General features: G+C 67.8%; 16 protein-coding genes. 5 read left to right on the top strand and 11 right to left on the bottom strand.

From position 1 onward, the window contains the following. Window positions 1-99: 99 nt before the first annotated feature. Window positions 100-2,403, top strand: coding sequence for a TonB-dependent receptor (locus EGM87_RS23110; RefSeq protein WP_044661023.1), 2,304 nt, complete (start codon window positions 100-102; stop codon window positions 2,401-2,403). Here EGM87_RS23110 and EGM87_RS23105 read toward each other — a convergent pair. From EGM87_RS23105 to EGM87_RS23095, 3 genes are all read right to left on the bottom strand, one after another. Next, entirely contained in the window at window positions 2,400-2,606 is a 207-nt protein-coding gene (locus tag EGM87_RS23105; RefSeq protein ID WP_044661024.1) for a hypothetical protein, read from the bottom strand. The genes EGM87_RS23110 and EGM87_RS23105 overlap by 4 nt on opposite strands. A gap of 65 nt (window positions 2,607-2,671) precedes the next feature. Next, the gene (locus tag EGM87_RS23100) at window positions 2,672-3,619 is read right to left on the bottom strand and encodes a quinoprotein relay system zinc metallohydrolase 1 (RefSeq protein ID WP_044661025.1); all 948 of its coding nucleotides are present in this window, start codon (window positions 3,617-3,619) and stop codon (window positions 2,672-2,674) included. Beyond that, window positions 3,616-4,389 (bottom strand): quinoprotein dehydrogenase-associated SoxYZ-like carrier, encoded by a 774-nt coding sequence (locus EGM87_RS23095; protein ID WP_044661026.1) that lies wholly within the window; start codon window positions 4,387-4,389, stop codon window positions 3,616-3,618. Before EGM87_RS23095 ends, EGM87_RS23100 begins: the two co-directional genes overlap by 4 nt. Window positions 4,390-4,494: 105 nt before the next feature. Between EGM87_RS23095 and EGM87_RS23090 the strand changes: the two genes are divergently transcribed. The 4 genes from EGM87_RS23090 (at window position 4,495) to EGM87_RS23075 (ending at window position 8,743) form a co-directional block, all read left to right on the top strand. Further along, window positions 4,495-5,037, top strand: coding sequence for a rhodanese-like domain-containing protein (locus tag EGM87_RS23090; protein WP_044661027.1), 543 nt, complete (start codon window positions 4,495-4,497; stop codon window positions 5,035-5,037). A gap of 61 nt (window positions 5,038-5,098) precedes the next feature. Next, window positions 5,099-5,566, top strand: coding sequence for a pseudoazurin (locus EGM87_RS23085; protein WP_044661028.1), 468 nt, complete (start codon window positions 5,099-5,101; stop codon window positions 5,564-5,566). 9 nt (window positions 5,567-5,575) lie between these two features. Then, window positions 5,576-7,528, top strand: coding sequence for an acetate--CoA ligase (gene acs, locus EGM87_RS23080; protein WP_137708694.1), 1,953 nt, complete (start codon window positions 5,576-5,578; stop codon window positions 7,526-7,528). Window positions 7,529-7,801: 273 nt separating this feature from the next. After that, window positions 7,802-8,743 (top strand): IS110 family RNA-guided transposase, encoded by a 942-nt coding sequence (locus EGM87_RS23075; RefSeq protein ID WP_137709083.1) that lies wholly within the window; start codon window positions 7,802-7,804, stop codon window positions 8,741-8,743. A 14-nt stretch (window positions 8,744-8,757) separates the two neighbouring features. On the opposite strand, the gene EGM87_RS23070 is transcribed toward EGM87_RS23075, so the two are convergent. The 8 genes from EGM87_RS23070 to EGM87_RS23035 form a co-directional block, all read right to left on the bottom strand. Continuing rightward, window positions 8,758-9,651 carry a pirin family protein gene (locus EGM87_RS23070; RefSeq protein ID WP_216614599.1) on the bottom strand — a complete coding sequence of 298 codons (894 nt, stop codon included), beginning with the start codon at window positions 9,649-9,651 and terminating at the stop codon, window positions 8,758-8,760. 119 nt (window positions 9,652-9,770) lie between these two features. After that, the gene (locus tag EGM87_RS23065; RefSeq protein ID WP_137708695.1) at window positions 9,771-10,841 is read right to left on the bottom strand and encodes a phosphotransferase; all 1,071 of its coding nucleotides are present in this window, start codon (window positions 10,839-10,841) and stop codon (window positions 9,771-9,773) included. Beyond that, window positions 10,838-12,007, bottom strand: coding sequence for an acyl-CoA dehydrogenase family protein (locus tag EGM87_RS23060; RefSeq protein ID WP_099186609.1), 1,170 nt, complete (start codon window positions 12,005-12,007; stop codon window positions 10,838-10,840). The genes EGM87_RS23065 and EGM87_RS23060 overlap by 4 nt, the downstream gene beginning before the upstream one ends. A gap of 16 nt (window positions 12,008-12,023) precedes the next feature. Further along, the gene (locus EGM87_RS23055; RefSeq protein WP_025549444.1) at window positions 12,024-12,755 is read right to left on the bottom strand and encodes a glucose 1-dehydrogenase; all 732 of its coding nucleotides are present in this window, start codon (window positions 12,753-12,755) and stop codon (window positions 12,024-12,026) included. Window positions 12,756-12,774: 19 nt separating this feature from the next. Further along, complete coding sequence (locus tag EGM87_RS23050; RefSeq protein ID WP_025549443.1) at window positions 12,775-13,503, bottom strand: SDR family NAD(P)-dependent oxidoreductase; 729 nt, start codon at window positions 13,501-13,503, stop codon at window positions 12,775-12,777. A gap of 25 nt (window positions 13,504-13,528) precedes the next feature. Then, on the bottom strand, window positions 13,529-13,969 hold the full coding sequence (locus EGM87_RS23045) for a nuclear transport factor 2 family protein (protein WP_025549442.1): 441 nt from the start codon (window positions 13,967-13,969) through the stop codon (window positions 13,529-13,531). Window positions 13,970-13,994: 25 nt separating this feature from the next. After that, entirely contained in the window at window positions 13,995-14,921 is a 927-nt protein-coding gene (kce, locus tag EGM87_RS23040) for a 3,5-dioxohexanoate:acetyl-CoA acetone transferase (RefSeq protein ID WP_025549441.1), read from the bottom strand. Window positions 14,922-14,926: 5 nt separating this feature from the next. After that, a complete protein-coding gene (locus EGM87_RS23035; protein ID WP_244968698.1) occupies window positions 14,927-15,940 on the bottom strand; it encodes an NADP-dependent oxidoreductase in 1,014 nt (337 codons plus the stop codon).

The following is a 15,940-nucleotide window of genomic DNA, read 5'->3' as shown; positions in this document are numbered from 1 at the left end:
TGTCACGGGGCGGGGCCGCATCCTAACAGGGATGCGGCCCCATTTTCATGGCTGGACAATGGCCTGGCCGTTGGGGAACAAAGAAGAAGAGGCACGGGGATGAGGAAGGGCATGTGGCTGGCCGGCGCGGCATGGGCGATTCTGGCGGGGCAGGCCACCGCGCAGAACGCATGGGCGGATACCGCCGGCGCCGATGCGGACCGGCAGCCGATCGTCGTCACGGCCCCCGGCGGCGCGATCGATGCCGACGATGCGCTGCGCCTGACCGGCGCGGACATCAGCCGCGCGGGAACGCCCGATCTGCTGGGCGCGCTCACCCGGTCCATCGCCGGCGTCACCCTGCAGGACGCGCAGGGCAATCCGTGGCAGCCCAATCTGGTCTATCGCGGCTTCACCGCCTCCCCGCTGCAGGGGCAGGCGCAGGGGCTGGCGGTCTATCTCGACGGCGCGCGATTCAACCAGCCCTTTGGCGACACGGTCGCCTTCGACCTGTTGCCGGAGGCGGCGATCCGCAGCCTTACCCTGTTCGACAGCAGCGCCGTCTATGGCCTGAACGCGCTGGGCGGGGCGATGGTGATCGACACCAAGACCGGGACCAGCGATCCGGGGCTGGAGGCGAGCCTGACCGGCGGACGCTTCGGTTCGCGGGAGGCGAGCGTGGCGGGCGGGTTCCGGAAGGGCGATTTCAGCGCATTCGGCGCGTTCCAGTACAGCCATGAGGATGGCTGGCGCGACCATTCGCCCTCCACCCTCCATAATGGCTATGCCGATCTGGGTTTCGACACCGCGAGCGGCGGGCTGCATCTGAAGTGGATCGGCGCCGACACGGACCTGACGGGCAATGGCGTCGCGCCGGTCGAGTTGCTGGCGGTGGACCGGCGCGCCGTCTTCACCTGGCCGGACAATGCCAGGGCGCGCTATGGCCGGATCAGCCTGCATCCCTGGGTCGCGCTGGGGGAAGGGATGCGGATCGAGGGCACGCTCTATGCGCAACGGTTGAAGCTGCGCACGGTGAACGGCGACGCCGCCGACATAGAGGGGTGCGAAGACGGGCTGCTCTGCCTGGAGACCGTCGAGGGGGCGGACGAGGCGTTGCTGACCGATGCGGACGGCCGCACGATTGCCGATGTGCTGGGCGGCGAGGGCTATGGCGTGCTCAATCGGGGAAGGCTGGACAGCCGGGCGATGGGCGTGCTGGTCCAGATGATCGACGAGCGGCCGCTGTGGGGCGGGCGCAATCACCTTGCCATCGGCATGAGCTATGACACGAGCCGCAGCCGCTTCGGCGCCTCGACCGAACTGGCTGCGCTGACGGAGGATCGCGGCGTCGAGGGGCTGGGGCCGGCCATCGTGCAGGCGGACGGCGCGATCGGGCCGGTGGGTCTGGTCGCCCATGCCGGCTATTGGGGGCTGTTCGCGCAGGACCGGCTGCCGCTGACCGACCGGCTCTCGGCGGAGATCGGGTTGCGCTACAATCATGTGGTGATTGCGATGCGCGACCGGATCGGCACGGCGCTCAACGGCGATCATCGGTTCAGGCGGCTGAACCCCGGGCTGGAACTGGATTACCGGCTGACGGAGGGGCTGAACCTGAGGGTGGGCTATGCGGAGAGCAATCGCGCCCCGACGCCGGCCGAACTGTCCTGCGCCGACGAGAATGCGCCGTGCAGCCTCGCCAATTTCTTCATCGCCGATCCGCCATTGAAGCAGATCGTCGCCAGGAGCTGGGAAGCGGGCGCGGGCGGGCGGGGCCGATGGGGCGGGTTCCGACTGGAATGGCTGTTGTCCGCCTATCGCACGCGCAACCGCGACGACATTCAGTTTGTCGCGTCGGCGATTCGGGGGCGCGCCTGGTTCCGCAATATCGGCGCGACCCGGCGGCAGGGCGTGGAATTCACCCTGAAGGCGGTGCGCGGCGGCCTTTCGGGGGCGTTCAGCTATGCCTTCACCGATGCGACCTACCGTCATGACCTGGCGCTTTCCAGCCCCGCCAATCCGGCGGCGAACGGGGACGGGGTGATCTTTGTCCAGCCGGGGGACCGGTTGCCCGGCATTCCGCGCCACAGTGCGACGCTGTCGCTGGATTATGCCGGGCGCGGCTGGTCGGTCGGCGGCGACCTGATCGCGCGGACGGGGCAATATCTGGTGGGTGACGAGGGCAATGACCAGCCGCGGCTGAAAGGCCATGCGCTGGTCAACCTGCGCGCCGGGATCGACATGGCGCCGGGGGTGACGCTGTTCGGGGAACTGCGCAATGCGTTCGACCGCAAATATGCGACCTTCGGCACGTTCAGCGACGTCGGGGAGGTGGAGATGGCGCAGGCCCCCGATGCGTCCAATCCGCGCGCCTATGGGCCCGGCGCGCCGCGCCGTTGGTATGCGGGGGTGAAGGCGCGGTTTTAGGCCTTGATGACTGGCTGGTCGACCAGCGGTTCCGGTTGCGGCGTGGCGACGAGGCCGATCGTCATCATCTCCGCGAAGTTCGCGTCGTCATGCCATTTGCGCGCGGCGGCCAGGGCGGCGTCCTGCGCGTGGCGGGACATTTCGGCGCCCGCGCGGCGTTCCCACAATTCCGCCTGTTCCCTGAAGAATTCCGACGTGGGCATCGCATCCTCCCCCCTTTTCGACCAGCGCCCGAACGCGCGAACGGGGCGTTAGTTCCGGGGGCGGATCAGCCGGGCCGGTCGATGCGGGGCAGCAGCCGCGCCTCCAGTCCCGGATAGAGGTGGGAGACGCTGCGTTGCAGCTCATAGCGCGCCGCCGCCATGGTGGAGAAGCGCGCCGGTATCGGCAGTTCGCCCGCCTCCACCATGTCGAGGCCCGACTGCACCGCCTGCGTCAGCGCCTCGTCCAGCCAGTCGATCCAGTCGCGGGTCTGGGCAATGGCGGCCCGGCCGCTGGGATCGAACGGGCCATGGCCGGGGATCAGGCCGCCATGCGGTTCCCGCGCCAGCCGGTCGAGACTGGCGCGCCAGCCGGGGAGGTCGGCGGTCGGGGTGCTGGGCGCGCGGTCGTGGAAGACGAGGTCGCCGCCGATCAGCACGCCGCTGCGTTCGTCGAGCAGCGCCAGGTCCGCGCCGCTATGGCCTGAAAGCGCCAGCAGCCGCAGCCCTCGCCCGCCGAACTCCTCCCGTCCGGCGGCGATCGGCCGGCCCGGCAGCACCAGTTCGGTGCCGCGCATCCAGTCGTTCAGCAGCCGGTACATGGCGTCCGAATAGCCGCGCCCCTCACGCGCCAGAGCCTCTATCGTGCCGGGCAGGGCCGCGACGATCCGGGGATCGAAGGCGGCGATGCCCATGCCATGGTCGGGATGCAGATGGGTGACATAGACGCGGACCACCGGCTGGCCGGTCAGTCCCTCCGCCACCTTGCGCAGCGCCTGTCCATAGGCGAGCGACGGGCCGCAGTCGCACAGCACTGTTCCAGCGGGCGTGGCGATGATGGCGATATTGGCGATGGCGCCGCCATTGGCCGGCTCTATGGGGGCGTCCGCGCCGTGGATCATCCAGATGCCGTCCGCGACCGGGACGGGGGCAATCGCATAGCTGCGCCGCGCCTGCGCGGGCATGGCGGCCAGCGCCATGCTCCCCGCGATCAGCCTGCGCCGGGTCAGCATCATCGCGGCAGGGGCGACTGGCGCGCGACGGCCAGCGCCGCGTAATAATCGCGTCCATTGGTGTCGCGGGCATCGACAGCCAGCATGTCGCCTGCCGCCGCATGGGGGATCAGGGTGATCGCCGGATCTTCCGCGACCGAGGCCCAGATTTCCATCCGGCCCAGTTCGCGACCGGCGCCGTCGCTGACGGTCAGTCGTTCCAGATGATAGGTGGGAATGGCGTCGACCAGCCCGGTGTCCATCGGGTGCCGGAAGTTGAGGCGAAGGCGGCTGGCGGCGACCGGCCCCGCGACAGGCCAGGCCTCGCCCCTGATCTCGCCCAGATGGTCCGCCCAGTCGCCCTTGACCCGGCTGACCGGGGGCGTCGAGCAGCCGCCGCCCGCCGCGTCGATCCAGCCGCCCGACACCAGCCATTCGCCGCTCGCCAGCTGCACCGCGCCGCGCACGGGGGTGCGCTGGTCCAGCTTGATGCGGGTGGCGAGATAGGCTTCGCTGTCCGTCGGGCGATAGTCGACGGCGATCGGGATCGGGTTGAGGTCCGCCATCAGGACGATGCGCCGGACGCCGGGGATGGCGCGGGCGTCGATGGCGACCGGGAAGCTGCGCTGGTTCTCCGCGATCTGGGGGAAATCGACCTTCACCCGCGGGTCGAAGCGGACCGGATCGTCGCCGAACAGCAGCTTTGCATGGGCTTCCCACATCGGCGATTCCAGCGGATCGGCGGGCGTGGATGCGTCCGCCCCCACCGCCAGCGCGAGCAGGGCCAGGGTCATGGCTGCGTAGCTTCGCCTTTTCACATCCTTCTCCCTTGGTGCAGGTCTAAAGGCCGGCGCAATGCGCTACCATTGGTCCTTGGGTCGGATGGGGAGGGAAGCGGAATGAGGAGGACGATCTGGGCCGGAGCCCTGCTGCTTTGCGCGGCGCCGGTGGCGGCGGAGCCGTTGTTCGGGCCTGACGGCTATCGGATCGCCGCCTATCGCGCCCCGGTCTCCCGCCCGCCCGCCGGGGTCGGGCGGATCGCGCCGGCCGCCGCCGCAGCCCTGCGGCCGGGCGGGGATGCGCTGTTCCTCGACGTCCTGCCGGCCGAGGGCGGGCATCGGGAGAGCGACGGGCGCTGGCGGCTGGCGGCGCAGCATGAGAGCATTCCGGGCGCTCGCTGGTTCCCCGAAGCGGGGAGGGGCGTGCCGGAGCCCGACATCGCGCTCTGGTTCGCGGCCGGCGTGCGGCGGCTGGCGGGTGGCCGGCGCGATCGCATGCTGGTCGTCTTCTGCCGGTCCGATTGCTGGATGAGCTGGAACGCGGCGCGGCGGCTGCGCGCCATGGGCTATCGCAATGTCTGGTGGCTGGCGGAGGGGACGGACGGCTGGCGCGACCTGGGGCGGCCCTTGGTTCGGGTGGCGCCGGAGGGGGGCGCGCCCTAGGACCAATGGCCCATTGCGAGGGTCCGCTGCGCTGCGTCATCACTTGCCCAAGCATGTTTGCATGGGAGAGAGAGCCTTGATCCGCATTCGCATCACCCTGGGCGGCGTTGCCGCCGCCGCGTTCCTGACGCTGGCGCCGCTTTCGGCGCAGGCGAAGGACATCGTCGTCCATATGAAGAACCAGGGCGCGGACGGCGCCATGGTGTTCGAGCCGTCCTTCGTGAAGGCGGCGGTGGGCGACACCATTCGTTTCCAGCCGACCAATCCCAGCCATAATGCCGAAACCATGGCGAACATGCTGCCGGCCGGCGCGACCCCGATGAAGGGCGCGATGAACAAGGAGGCGGTGCTGACCGTCACCAAGCCCGGCCTCTACGGCATCAAGTGCATGCCGCATTATTCGATGGGCATGGTCGCGCTGGTGCAGGTGGGCAAGGTGGCCCCGGCCGATCTCGCGGCGGCCAAGGCGGTGAAGCTGCCGCCCTTCGCCGCCAGGCGGATGACCGCCGCGCTCGCCAAAGTGAAGTGAGATCCGCCGATGCTGACAACAGCTCCCCCTGTCTATCCCGTGCCGCTGGCCTGGTCGGCGGAGGCGAAGGTCGATGCCACCGCCTATGCGGCGGGCTATCGCCGATCGCTGGATGACGCCGACGCCTATTGGCTGGAGCAGGCGCGGCGGCTGGACTGGCTGCGCGAACCCACCCGCGCCGACGAGAGCAGCTTTGCGGAAGGGGATTTCGGCATAAGCTGGTTCAGCGACGGCATGCTCAACGTGTCGGCCAATTGCGTGGACCGCCATCTGGAGACGCGCGGCGATCAGGCGGCGATCATCTGGGAACCGGACGATCCGGAGGAACCGGCGCGGCGCTTCACCTACCGGCAATTGCATGAAGAGGTGTGCCGCTTCGCCCATGTGCTGAAAGGCGCGGGCGTGGGGCGCGGCGACCGGGTGACGCTCTATCTGCCGATGATTCCGGAGGCGGCCTTCGCCATGCTCGCCTGCGCGCGGATCGGGGCGATCCATTCGGTGGTGTTCGGCGGTTTCTCGCCCGAGGCGCTGGCGGGACGGATCAGCGATTGCGACAGCCGGATCGTCATCACCGCCGATGAGGGGCGGCGGGGCGGCAGGATCGTGCCGCTGAAGCGCAATGTCGACGCGGCGGCGGCTCTGGCGCCGGGGCTGGAACGCGTGATTGTCGTCCGGGCGACGGGCGGGGACGTCGCGATGGACCCCGCGCGGGACGCCTATTATGACGAACTGGCCGCTGAGGTCTCCGCCGACTGTCCGGCAGAGGCGATGGCGGCGGAAGACCCGCTGTTCCTGCTCTACACCTCCGGATCGACGGGCAAGCCCAAGGGCGTGCTGCATTCGACCGGCGGCTATCTGCTCTGGGCGGCGATGACCTTCGACCTTGCCTTCGACCATCGGCCGGGCGAAGTCTTCTGGTCCTCCGCCGATGTCGGTTGGGTCACAGGCCACAGCTATATCGTCTATGGACCGCTCGCCAATGGCGGCACCACGCTGATGTTCGAGGGGGTGCCGAACTGGCCGACGCCCAGCCGCATCTGGGAAGTGGTCGACCGGCATCGGGTGACGACGCTCTACACCGCGCCGACGGCGCTGCGTTCGCTGATGAAGGAGGGGGACGAACATGTGACCCGCACCAGCCGCGCCTCGCTGCGGCTGATGGGCACGGTGGGGGAGCCGATCAATCCCGAAGCCTGGCGCTGGTATCATGAGGTGGTGGGCGAGGGGCGCTGCCCCATTGTCGATACCTGGTGGCAGACGGAGACGGGCGGCCACATGATCACGCCGCTGCCGGGCGCGACGGACCTGAAGCCGGGCGCGGCGACCAAGCCCTTTTTCGGGGTCGAGCCCTTGCTGGTCGACGGCAATGGCGTCGCCGTGGAGGGCGAGGGGGAAGGCAATCTCTGCATCGCGCGGAGCTGGCCGGGGCAGGCGCGGACCGTGTGGGGCGATCATGAGCGCTTCTTCCAGACCTATTTCACCACCTATCCGGGCCTGTACTTCACCGGCGACGGCTGCCGGCGCGACGCGGACGGGGACTATTGGATCACGGGGCGCGTCGACGACGTGATCAACGTGTCGGGCCATCGCATGGGCACGGCGGAGGTGGAAAGCGCGCTGGTGCTGCACGAGGCGGTGGCGGAGGCGGCGGTGGTGGGCTTCCCGCACGACATAAAGGGACAGGGCATCTACGCCTATGTGACGCTGAACAGCGGCGAGGAAGCGACCGACGAACTGCGTCAGGCGCTGGTGAAATGGGTGCGCAGCGAGATCGGGCCGATCGCGACGCCCGACGTGATCCAGTTTGCCCCCGGCCTGCCCAAGACCCGTTCGGGCAAGATCATGCGCCGCATCCTGCGCAAGATCGCGGAGGGCGAGGTGTCGCCCCAGGCGCTGGGGGACATATCGACGCTGGCCGAGCCGGCCATTGTGGAGGAATTGATCCGGAACCGGGCCCGGTGATGCTTTCGGCCCCTGGGTCTCATCGAAACCCGCAGCCTTGGCGGGTTCCGATCGTCTGGAAATCGCTTGTCTTATGACATTGCGGTCCGTTTGGGCCATGCTGGATTGCCCGGGCCGGGGTGGCCACCCCGGCCCGGGCGGAAGGGGACGGATCGTGAAAACGCCGGTCGTTGTGGGACCGGGCTAGAGTAGGATCGCCCCTTTCTTTTCCATCAGGCCCGAACGGATACCGGGGTTTTGGACCCGGATGACAAGCATGGGATAGCGGAAAAGATGAGCGACAATCTACCACAGACGATCGGCATCGACATCTCCAAAGCGAGCCTCGACTGCCATGTCCACCCTGCCGGCGCCGAACGCCAGTTCGCCAACACCGCCAAGGGCCACAAGGCGCTGATCGCCTGGCTGCGACAATGGCCGGTCGAGCGGATCGCCTATGAGGCAACCGCAACCTACCATCGAGCGCTGGAGGCGGCTCTGGCCGACTGGCCCTGCGTTAAGCTCAACCCAGAGCGCGCCCGGCGCTTCGCCCAAGCGACTGGCACTCTGGCCAAGACCGATCGCATCGATGCCATGTTGCTGGCCCGTATGGCGGCCACCTTGCAGCCGCCGGTCAGACCCGCTCGAAGCGCACAGCAGGCGCAGATGGCGGAGCTCATCAATGCCCGAGACGGCCTCGTGCGCGATCGCACCGCGCTCAAGAATCGCGAGAAGAACCTCACCATCGCCTTCCTCAAGCGCCAGTGCCGGCAGCGGCTCGAGCAGATCGATCGGCATATCGAGGCGCTCGATACCGAGATCGCCAACCTGATCGCCGCCGATGCTGCGCTCGCCCGCCGGCATGAGATCCTCACCAGCATCGCCGGCGTCGGAACGCTGACCGCCAACCAGCTCATCGCCACCATGCCCGAACTCGGCAGCCTCGAGAACAAGCAGGCCGCATCCCTCGCCGGTCTCGCCCCCGTCGCTCGACAGTCCGGACAATGGAAAGGCAAGAGCTTCATCCGTGGCGGACGCGCCAACGTGCGGCAGGCTCTCTATATGCCGGCCCTCGTCGCCGCCCGGTACAATCCCGATCTCAAGGCAAAATATCAGCAGCTCGTTACTGCCGGGAAGCCCGCCAAGATCGCCATCACCGCCGTCATGCGAAAGCTCGTCGTCACCGCGAACGCCCTGCTCAAAGCCGATCGATGCTGGACGCAATCTCCAGCTTGATCATCACGGATACTCTAGCGGAAGACCGGCACGCTTCCCGATGCCGTCCTTGCAGGGCCCTCCTGCCTCAGCCGCTGGGCGATCTCCGTGATCCGCCCTTCGCCCTCCGCAAGGGCGGCGGCTGTCGTGTGCACCGAATAGGAACCGAGGTGAAGCGGATGGGGATGCGGCCGTGCGGACCCCAGGACGAAGGTCGCGCCCGCATCGCCCGCCTGGAGCGTGATCGCCTCCTCTCCCGGCTCGAACAGCGCCATCTCGCCCTGCGCTATCGGGGCGGAGCCGGAAAGACCGCCCTTCGCCACCGCCACCCAGGCGACCGAATGGCCGGAGGGCGGTGCGTAGGTCCAGCTCTCCCCGGCTTGCAGGCGGACCAGCAGATAGGTGATCCCGTCAGGCGCGCGGACCGGGCTCTGCGCGCCCGCGTGCCGGCCAAGGATCACATAAGCGGGGCCGGCCATGGGCATATGGTCCGCCTCTATATATTGGCTGTCGACCGGTCCGTTCTCCAGTTCGGGGGGCAGGGCGATCCAGAGCTGGAAGCCCTGCATCAGCGCCGAGCGTCCGGCGGACAGTTCCTTCCCGTGCCAGACGCCGCCGCCCGCGCGCATCCATTCCACGCCGCCGAAGGCCAGCGTGCCGGTGCCCGCCTGCGGATCGTCATAGGTCACATCCCCTTCGGTGAAGACGGTGACGGTCGCGATGCCCGAATGGGGATGCAGCGGCATGGCGGCGGAAAGCTGCCGCATGTCGCCTGCAAACAGGTCGAGGAACACGAAGGGCTTCAGATAGCGGCCCAGATCGGACGGGCTCATCAGCCGGACGATCGAACCATGTCCGCTGCCGCGCGTGCGATGAACGACCGGGCGGGGGGCCGCCGTGCCGGCCATCATTCCATGAAGGGTTGCCATGATGCTTCCTGTTCCTGCTCCGCAGCGATCGAGACGATGATTTATGGCGGCGGGAATCGGGATGCCAGGCCCATTTCCTCAAAGCATCGTTGCCATATCCGGAACGATCGCCCGGCGCGTCACCCTGCCGCCGCCCTTTCCGCCTGCATCCAGGCGAGTTCGGCCAGTTCCGGGAACGCGTTCGCCCGTTCGCGCGCCTGGGCCGAGGCGGCGGTGCCGCGCAGCGCCCTGCCCTTGATGCCGTGGAAGATCGCCGCCAGCCGGAAGAAGTTGAAGGCGACGTGGAAATCATAGTCGGGAATCGCCTCCCGACCGGTCCGGCGGCAATAGGAGGCCACATACTCCGCCTCGGTGGGAATGTTGAGCGCGGCGATATCCATGCCGCCCAGTCCCGCGACGATGTGGGGCGGCATCCGGTACATCATCGCATGATAGGCGAAGTCCGCGAGCGGATGGCCGAGCGTCGACAATTCCCAGTCGAGCACCGCCAGGACGCGGGGTTCGGTGGGGTGGAAGATCATATTGTCGCAACGGAAGTCGCCATGGACGATCGACGTCTGGTCGTCCGGCGGAATATGCGCCGGCAGCCATTCGACCAGCCGGTCCATGTTCCGGTCCCGCCCGGCATCGGCATCCTCCAGATATTGCCTGGACCAGCGGTCGATCTGACGCTGGAAATAATTGCCGGGGCGGCCATAGTCGGCCAGTCCGATCGCTGCATAATCCAGGCTGTGCAGCCGGGCCAGCGTCTCGTTCATCGCGTCGAAATAGGCAGGGCGGTCATGGCTGGCGACCTGCGGGAAGCTGGCGTCCCAGAATATCCGCCCCTCGACCATGTCCATGACATAGAAGGGGGTGCCGATGACCCCTTCGTCGACGCAGAGGGCATGGACATGGGCGACCGGAAATCCCGCCGATCCCAGCGCGGACAGCACGCGCGCCTCCCGCTCGACGGCATGCGCGCCCTTTACCAGCCGGCCCGGCGGCTTGCGGCGCAGCACATAGTGGCGACCTGGCGTGACGAGCTTGTAGGTGGGATTGCTCTGCCCGCCCCTGAACTGTTCGACGCGGAGCGGTCCCGAATAGCCATCGACATGATCCGCCATCCATCGCGCCAGACCGGCTTCATCGAACCGGTGCGCCTCCCGAACGGCGACGGTGCCGGCGTTTTCCGCTTCACCGGTGCTCATGGCACGTCCCCCGGATGGGCGCGCCCGATGGCCTTGGCGAGCGACCATTTGTGCACCTCCGTAGGTCCGTCATAGATGCGGAAGGCCCGGATTTCGCGGAATATCTGCTCTACCACCGTGTCGCCGCTCACCCCGGTCCCGCCCATGACCTGCACGCAGCGGTCCGCGATCCGCCACAGCGCTTCGGATACCGCCACCTTCGTCATCGAGCTTTCGATGATGCCGGGCGCGCCGGAGTCCAGCACGCCCGCGCACCAGTCGATCATCAGTTCCGACTGTTTCAGGTCGATCAGATTGTCCGCCAGCATGAAGCCCACGCCCTCATGGTCGATCAGCGGCTTGCCGAAGGCCTGTCGCTTGACGGCATAGCCGCGGGCGATGTCGTGCGCGCGCCTCGCGCTGCCCCACCAGCGCATGCAATGGGTGAGGCGCGCGGGCGCCAGACGCACCTGCGCGTAGCGGAAGCCCTGATCGACCTCCCCGAGTATCCGGGTCGCGGGCACCCGCACGCCGTCGAGCCGCACGACGGCATGGCCGCCGGGCATGGTCCCATCGATGGTGTCGAGCAGCCGCTCGACGGTGATGCCGGGGCTGTCCATGTCGACAAGGAACATGGTGGCCGACTCCCCCGTGCGCGCCATGACGATCGAGAAGGCAGCGCCCTCCGCGCCTGTCGCGAAGCTCTTGCGCCCGTCGATGATCCAATGGTCGCCATCGGGGCGCGCCACGGTCCTGAGCATCGAGGGGTCGGAACCGGCCCCATCCTCGTCCGCCGGTTCGGTCATCAGGAAGGCCGACCGCGTCGTCCCGGCGGCAAGCGGCCGGAGGAAGCGGTCGATCTGCGCCGGGGTGGCCACGCGGGCGAGGAGGTGCATATTGCCCTCGTCCGGGGCCGCCAGGTTCATCGCCAGCGGTCCGAGCGGCGAATAGCCGGCCGACCGGAACAGCCGCGCCGTCGCGGCATGGTCCAGCCCCTGTCCGCCCAGTTCCGGCGGCAGATGGGGGGCGATGAGGCCGGCCTGGCGCGCCTGCGCCCGCAAATCCTCGACCAGCGCGTCCGATGGGCCGTGACCGCCGATCCGGGGGTCGGTTTCGAAGGGGATCACCACGTCGCGGATGAAGGCGTCCGTTCGCGCGAGCAGTTCGTCCAGACTATCCCGCGTCATGGATGCGATAGCCGCGTCACTGCGCAAGATAGCCGCCATCGATCACCAGTTCGGCGCCGGTCATGAAGCTGGATTCGTCGCTGGCGAGGAACAGCACGCCATTGGCCAGTTCGATCGGCTGGCCCATGCGGCCGAGCGGCGTCGCCGCCACCACCCCGGCGCTGGTTTCCTCCGCCTGATCCTCCAGCACCATGGGGGTGGCGATGATGCCGGGATGGATCGAGTTCACCCGCACATTGTCCGGCGCATAGGTGACGGCGGCATGTTTGGTCAGGTGCCGGACGGCCGCCTTGGACGCATGATAGGCGGCCGCGCCGGGGACCGCCGCGATCCCCCAGATCGACGAGAAATTGACGATCGACCCCGCCCTTTTGGCGCGCATGCCCGGCAGCACGGCGCGCATGCCCAGGAAGACGCCGGTCTGGTTGACCGCGATCACCCGGTCCCAGTCGGCCAGATTCTCATCGGCAAGCGGCAGTTGCGACCCGCCGATGCCCGCATTGTTGACGAGGATGTCGACGGCGCCATGACGCGCCACGATGCCCTCCACCAGCTCCGCCCATTGCCCTTCGTTCGCGACGTCCATGATGGAAAAGCGGATCGCCGGATCGTCATAGGGCGCGTCGGGCGGGTTGACGTCGGTGACATGAACCTGCGCGCCCTCGCGGGCGAAGAGTTCCGCGGTGGCGCGGCCGATGCCGCGCCCCCCGCCGGTGATGATGGCAACCTTGCCCTGCAACCGCCCCATATGATGTCCTTTCGATCCTTCAGCCGATCCCGCCGTCGACGGTGATTTCCGCGCCGGTGACGTAGCTCGCCTCGTCGGAGGCGAGGAACAGCACCAGCCGGGCCACCTCGTCGGTGGTTCCGATGCGCTTCATGGGGATCATGTCCTCGTAGAATTTCAGCCGTTCGGGCGTGTTCTCGCCCAGCATCGGCGTGTCGATGATGCCGGGATGGATCGAATTGACGCGGATGCCGAGCGGCGCGAGTTCCGACGCCGCCAGCTTGCTCATGCCGCGCACGGCCCATTTGCTGGTGGCATAGGCGAAGATGCCGGGAACATTGCCCAGGCCCGCGCCCGACGAGATGTTGACGATGGCGCCGCCGCCGGTCTTCGCCATCGCCTCCGCGGCGGCGCGCATCCCCAGGAAGACGCTGAGCTGATTGACGCGATAGTGCAGGTCCCACAGCGCGGCGTCCGTCTCCAGCAAGGGCGCGGGCTTGTAGACGCCCGCATTGTTGACCAGAATGTCGATCTTCCCGAAGCGCTCCTCCGCCTCGCGCACGACCCGCGCCCAATCGGCCTGTTCCGCCACGTCATGGCGAACGAAATGACCGTTGGCTCCCAGTTCGGCGGCGACCGCCGCTCCGGCTTCGTTGAGGTCGGTGACGACCACCTTCGCGCCCTCCGCCGCGAACAGCCGCGCTTCCGCCGCGCCCTGGCCGCTTGCCGCGCCCGTGATCAGGGCGACCTTGCCTTGCAGCCTGCTCATGCGAACCTCTCCTCCTTCATGGCGATCACCAGCGCCGGTCCTTGCCCCACAGGAACCGCGCCTCGTCCCGGCTGGTGTAATCGGGGTCGAGATAGATGTGCATGCGGGCGATCAGCGCGCCGCGAAATTCGAAGACGCTGCAAAAGCGCCCGCCCGGCGTCGTGCCGCCTTCCCATGTCGCGCCTTCCCTGTCTTCGCCGCGCGTGGTGCCTTCGACCACCACGCTGTCGCCGCTCTCGATGAAGCGCAGCCCGTCAATATCGTGCCCGAACGCCTTGAACGAACCCACAAGGCCGGCGGCGAAGGCCATGAAGTCATCGCGACCCCGGCCGATGCCGAATTTGGGAAAGAAAAATTCGAAATCGTCGGTGAACCCGTCGAGCATGTCGGGCCGACCCGCGTCGCCCCGCCGGAAATAGTCGATCACCGCCATGATGCGGGGCGAATGGTCCTGCTGCTCGGCCATGGGCTCTCCCTCCCTGTCGATTGCTCTAGAAGGTGACATTGTCGCCGCCCTTCAGCGCCAATATCTCACGCGTCTCCGCCGGTGTCGCCACCTCCAGCGACAAAGGCTCCAGGATCGACCGGATCAGCCGCACCTGTTCGGCATTGGACCGGGCGAGCCGTCCCTTGCCCGCATAGAGCGAATCCTCCAGCCCGACGCGGACGTTCGCGCCGTTGATCGCGCCCATGGTGACGAAGGGGATCTGGTGCTTGCCCGCCGCCATGACCGACCAGCGATAATCGTCCCCGAACAGCTTGTCCGCGATGCGCCTGGCGTGGAGCAGGTTTTCCGTGTCCGCGCCGGTGCCGCCGAGCAGGCCGAAGATGGATTGCACGAACAGCGGCGGCGTCACCAGCTTGCGGTCCAGGAAATGGGCGAGCGTATAGAGATGGGCGGTGTCGTAGCATTCGAACTCGAACTTGGTGCCATGACCCTTGCCCAGCCGCTCCAGGATCAGCTCTATATCCCTGAAGGTGTTCTTGAAGATCCAGTCGCGCGACGCCTCCAGATGCGCCGCTTCCCAGTCATGTTGGAAGCTCTTGTAACGCTCCAGCATGGGATACATGCCGAAATTCATCGACCCCATGTTGAGCGAGCAAAGCTCCGGCGATGCGCGCAGCGGCGCGGCGAGCCGCTCGTCGAGCGACATGCCCTGGCCGCCGCCCGTCGTGATGTTCACCACCGCGTCGGTCGCCTGCTTGATGCGCGGCAGGAACTGCATGAACACATCGGGATCGGGCGTCGGCCTGCCCGTCTCCGGGTCCCGCGCATGAAGATGGAGGACGGATGCGCCCGCCTCGGCCGCCTCGATCGCCTGTTGCGCGATCTCGTCGGGCGTCACCGGCAGATGGGGGGACATGGTGGGGGTGTGGACGGCGCCGGTCAGGGCGCAACTGATGATGACCTTCGACACGCGGTTCAATCCTTCGCTGCGGGAAGCCGGATCAGCAGCTTCCCCTGATTCTGCCCGGAATAGAGGCGCGCTATCGCGCCGGGGGCCTCGCCAAGCCCTTCCAATATGTCCTCGCGGTAATGCAGCCGTCCCTCGCGCAGCCAGGCCGACAATTGGGCGACGGCCTCATCGAAGCGATCGGCATAGTCGAACGTCAGGAATCCGCGCATCGTCGCGCGCTTCACCAGCAGGTGACGCTCGGGCCGGGCGCCCTGCGGCCAGGGATCCCAGCTTGCGATGGAGGCGGTGCCGCAAACGGCGATCCGCGCATGCAGGCGCAAATGGCGCAGCACCGCGTCGCTGATCGGCCCGGCTATATTGTCGAAATAAATGTCGACCCCGTCGGGACAGGCGCGGGCGATGGCGGCATCCAGATCGGGCTCGCCGCGATAGTCGATCGCGGCGTCATAGCCGAACTCGTCCAAGCACTGGCGCCGCTTTTCCGGCCCGCCCGCCAGGCCGACGGTGCGGCAGCCCGATATGGCGGCGATCTGGCCCACGCACGACCCCACCGAACCCGCCGCCGTCGAGACGAGCACCGTCTCGCCGGGACGGGGGGCGCAGATATCGAGCAGCCCGAAATAGGCGGTGACGCCGTTCAGCCCCAATATGCCCAGATAGAGCGACAGCGGCAGATCGGTGTCCGGGACGCGCAGCAATATGGCGGACGGGTCGACCGCCGCATGCTCCTGCCAGCCGAACAGGCCCATAACCCTGTCGCCCGGCGCGAAATCGCCATGCCGCGATTCCACCACCTCTCCGACGGCGAAGGCGCGCATGACGTCCCCGACATGGATCGGGTCGGAATAGTTGCTCGCATCGCTCAGCCAGCCCCGCATGGCGGGCTCGACGGACAGATAATGGTTGCGCACCCATATCTGTCCATCGGCGGGAACGGGCATGGGGCGTTCCTCCAGCGCGAAATGCTCGCTCTGGGGAATGGCCTGCGGACGGCGCGCAAGGATGACGGCATGGTTCAT

The organism is Sphingobium sp. RSMS (assembly GCF_005406185.4).
Taxonomy (GTDB): Bacteria; Pseudomonadota; Alphaproteobacteria; order Sphingomonadales; family Sphingomonadaceae; genus Sphingobium; species Sphingobium fuliginis.
Note: the sequence above shows the minus strand (reverse complement) of the source record. Positions and strands in the feature narration are given on the sequence as shown.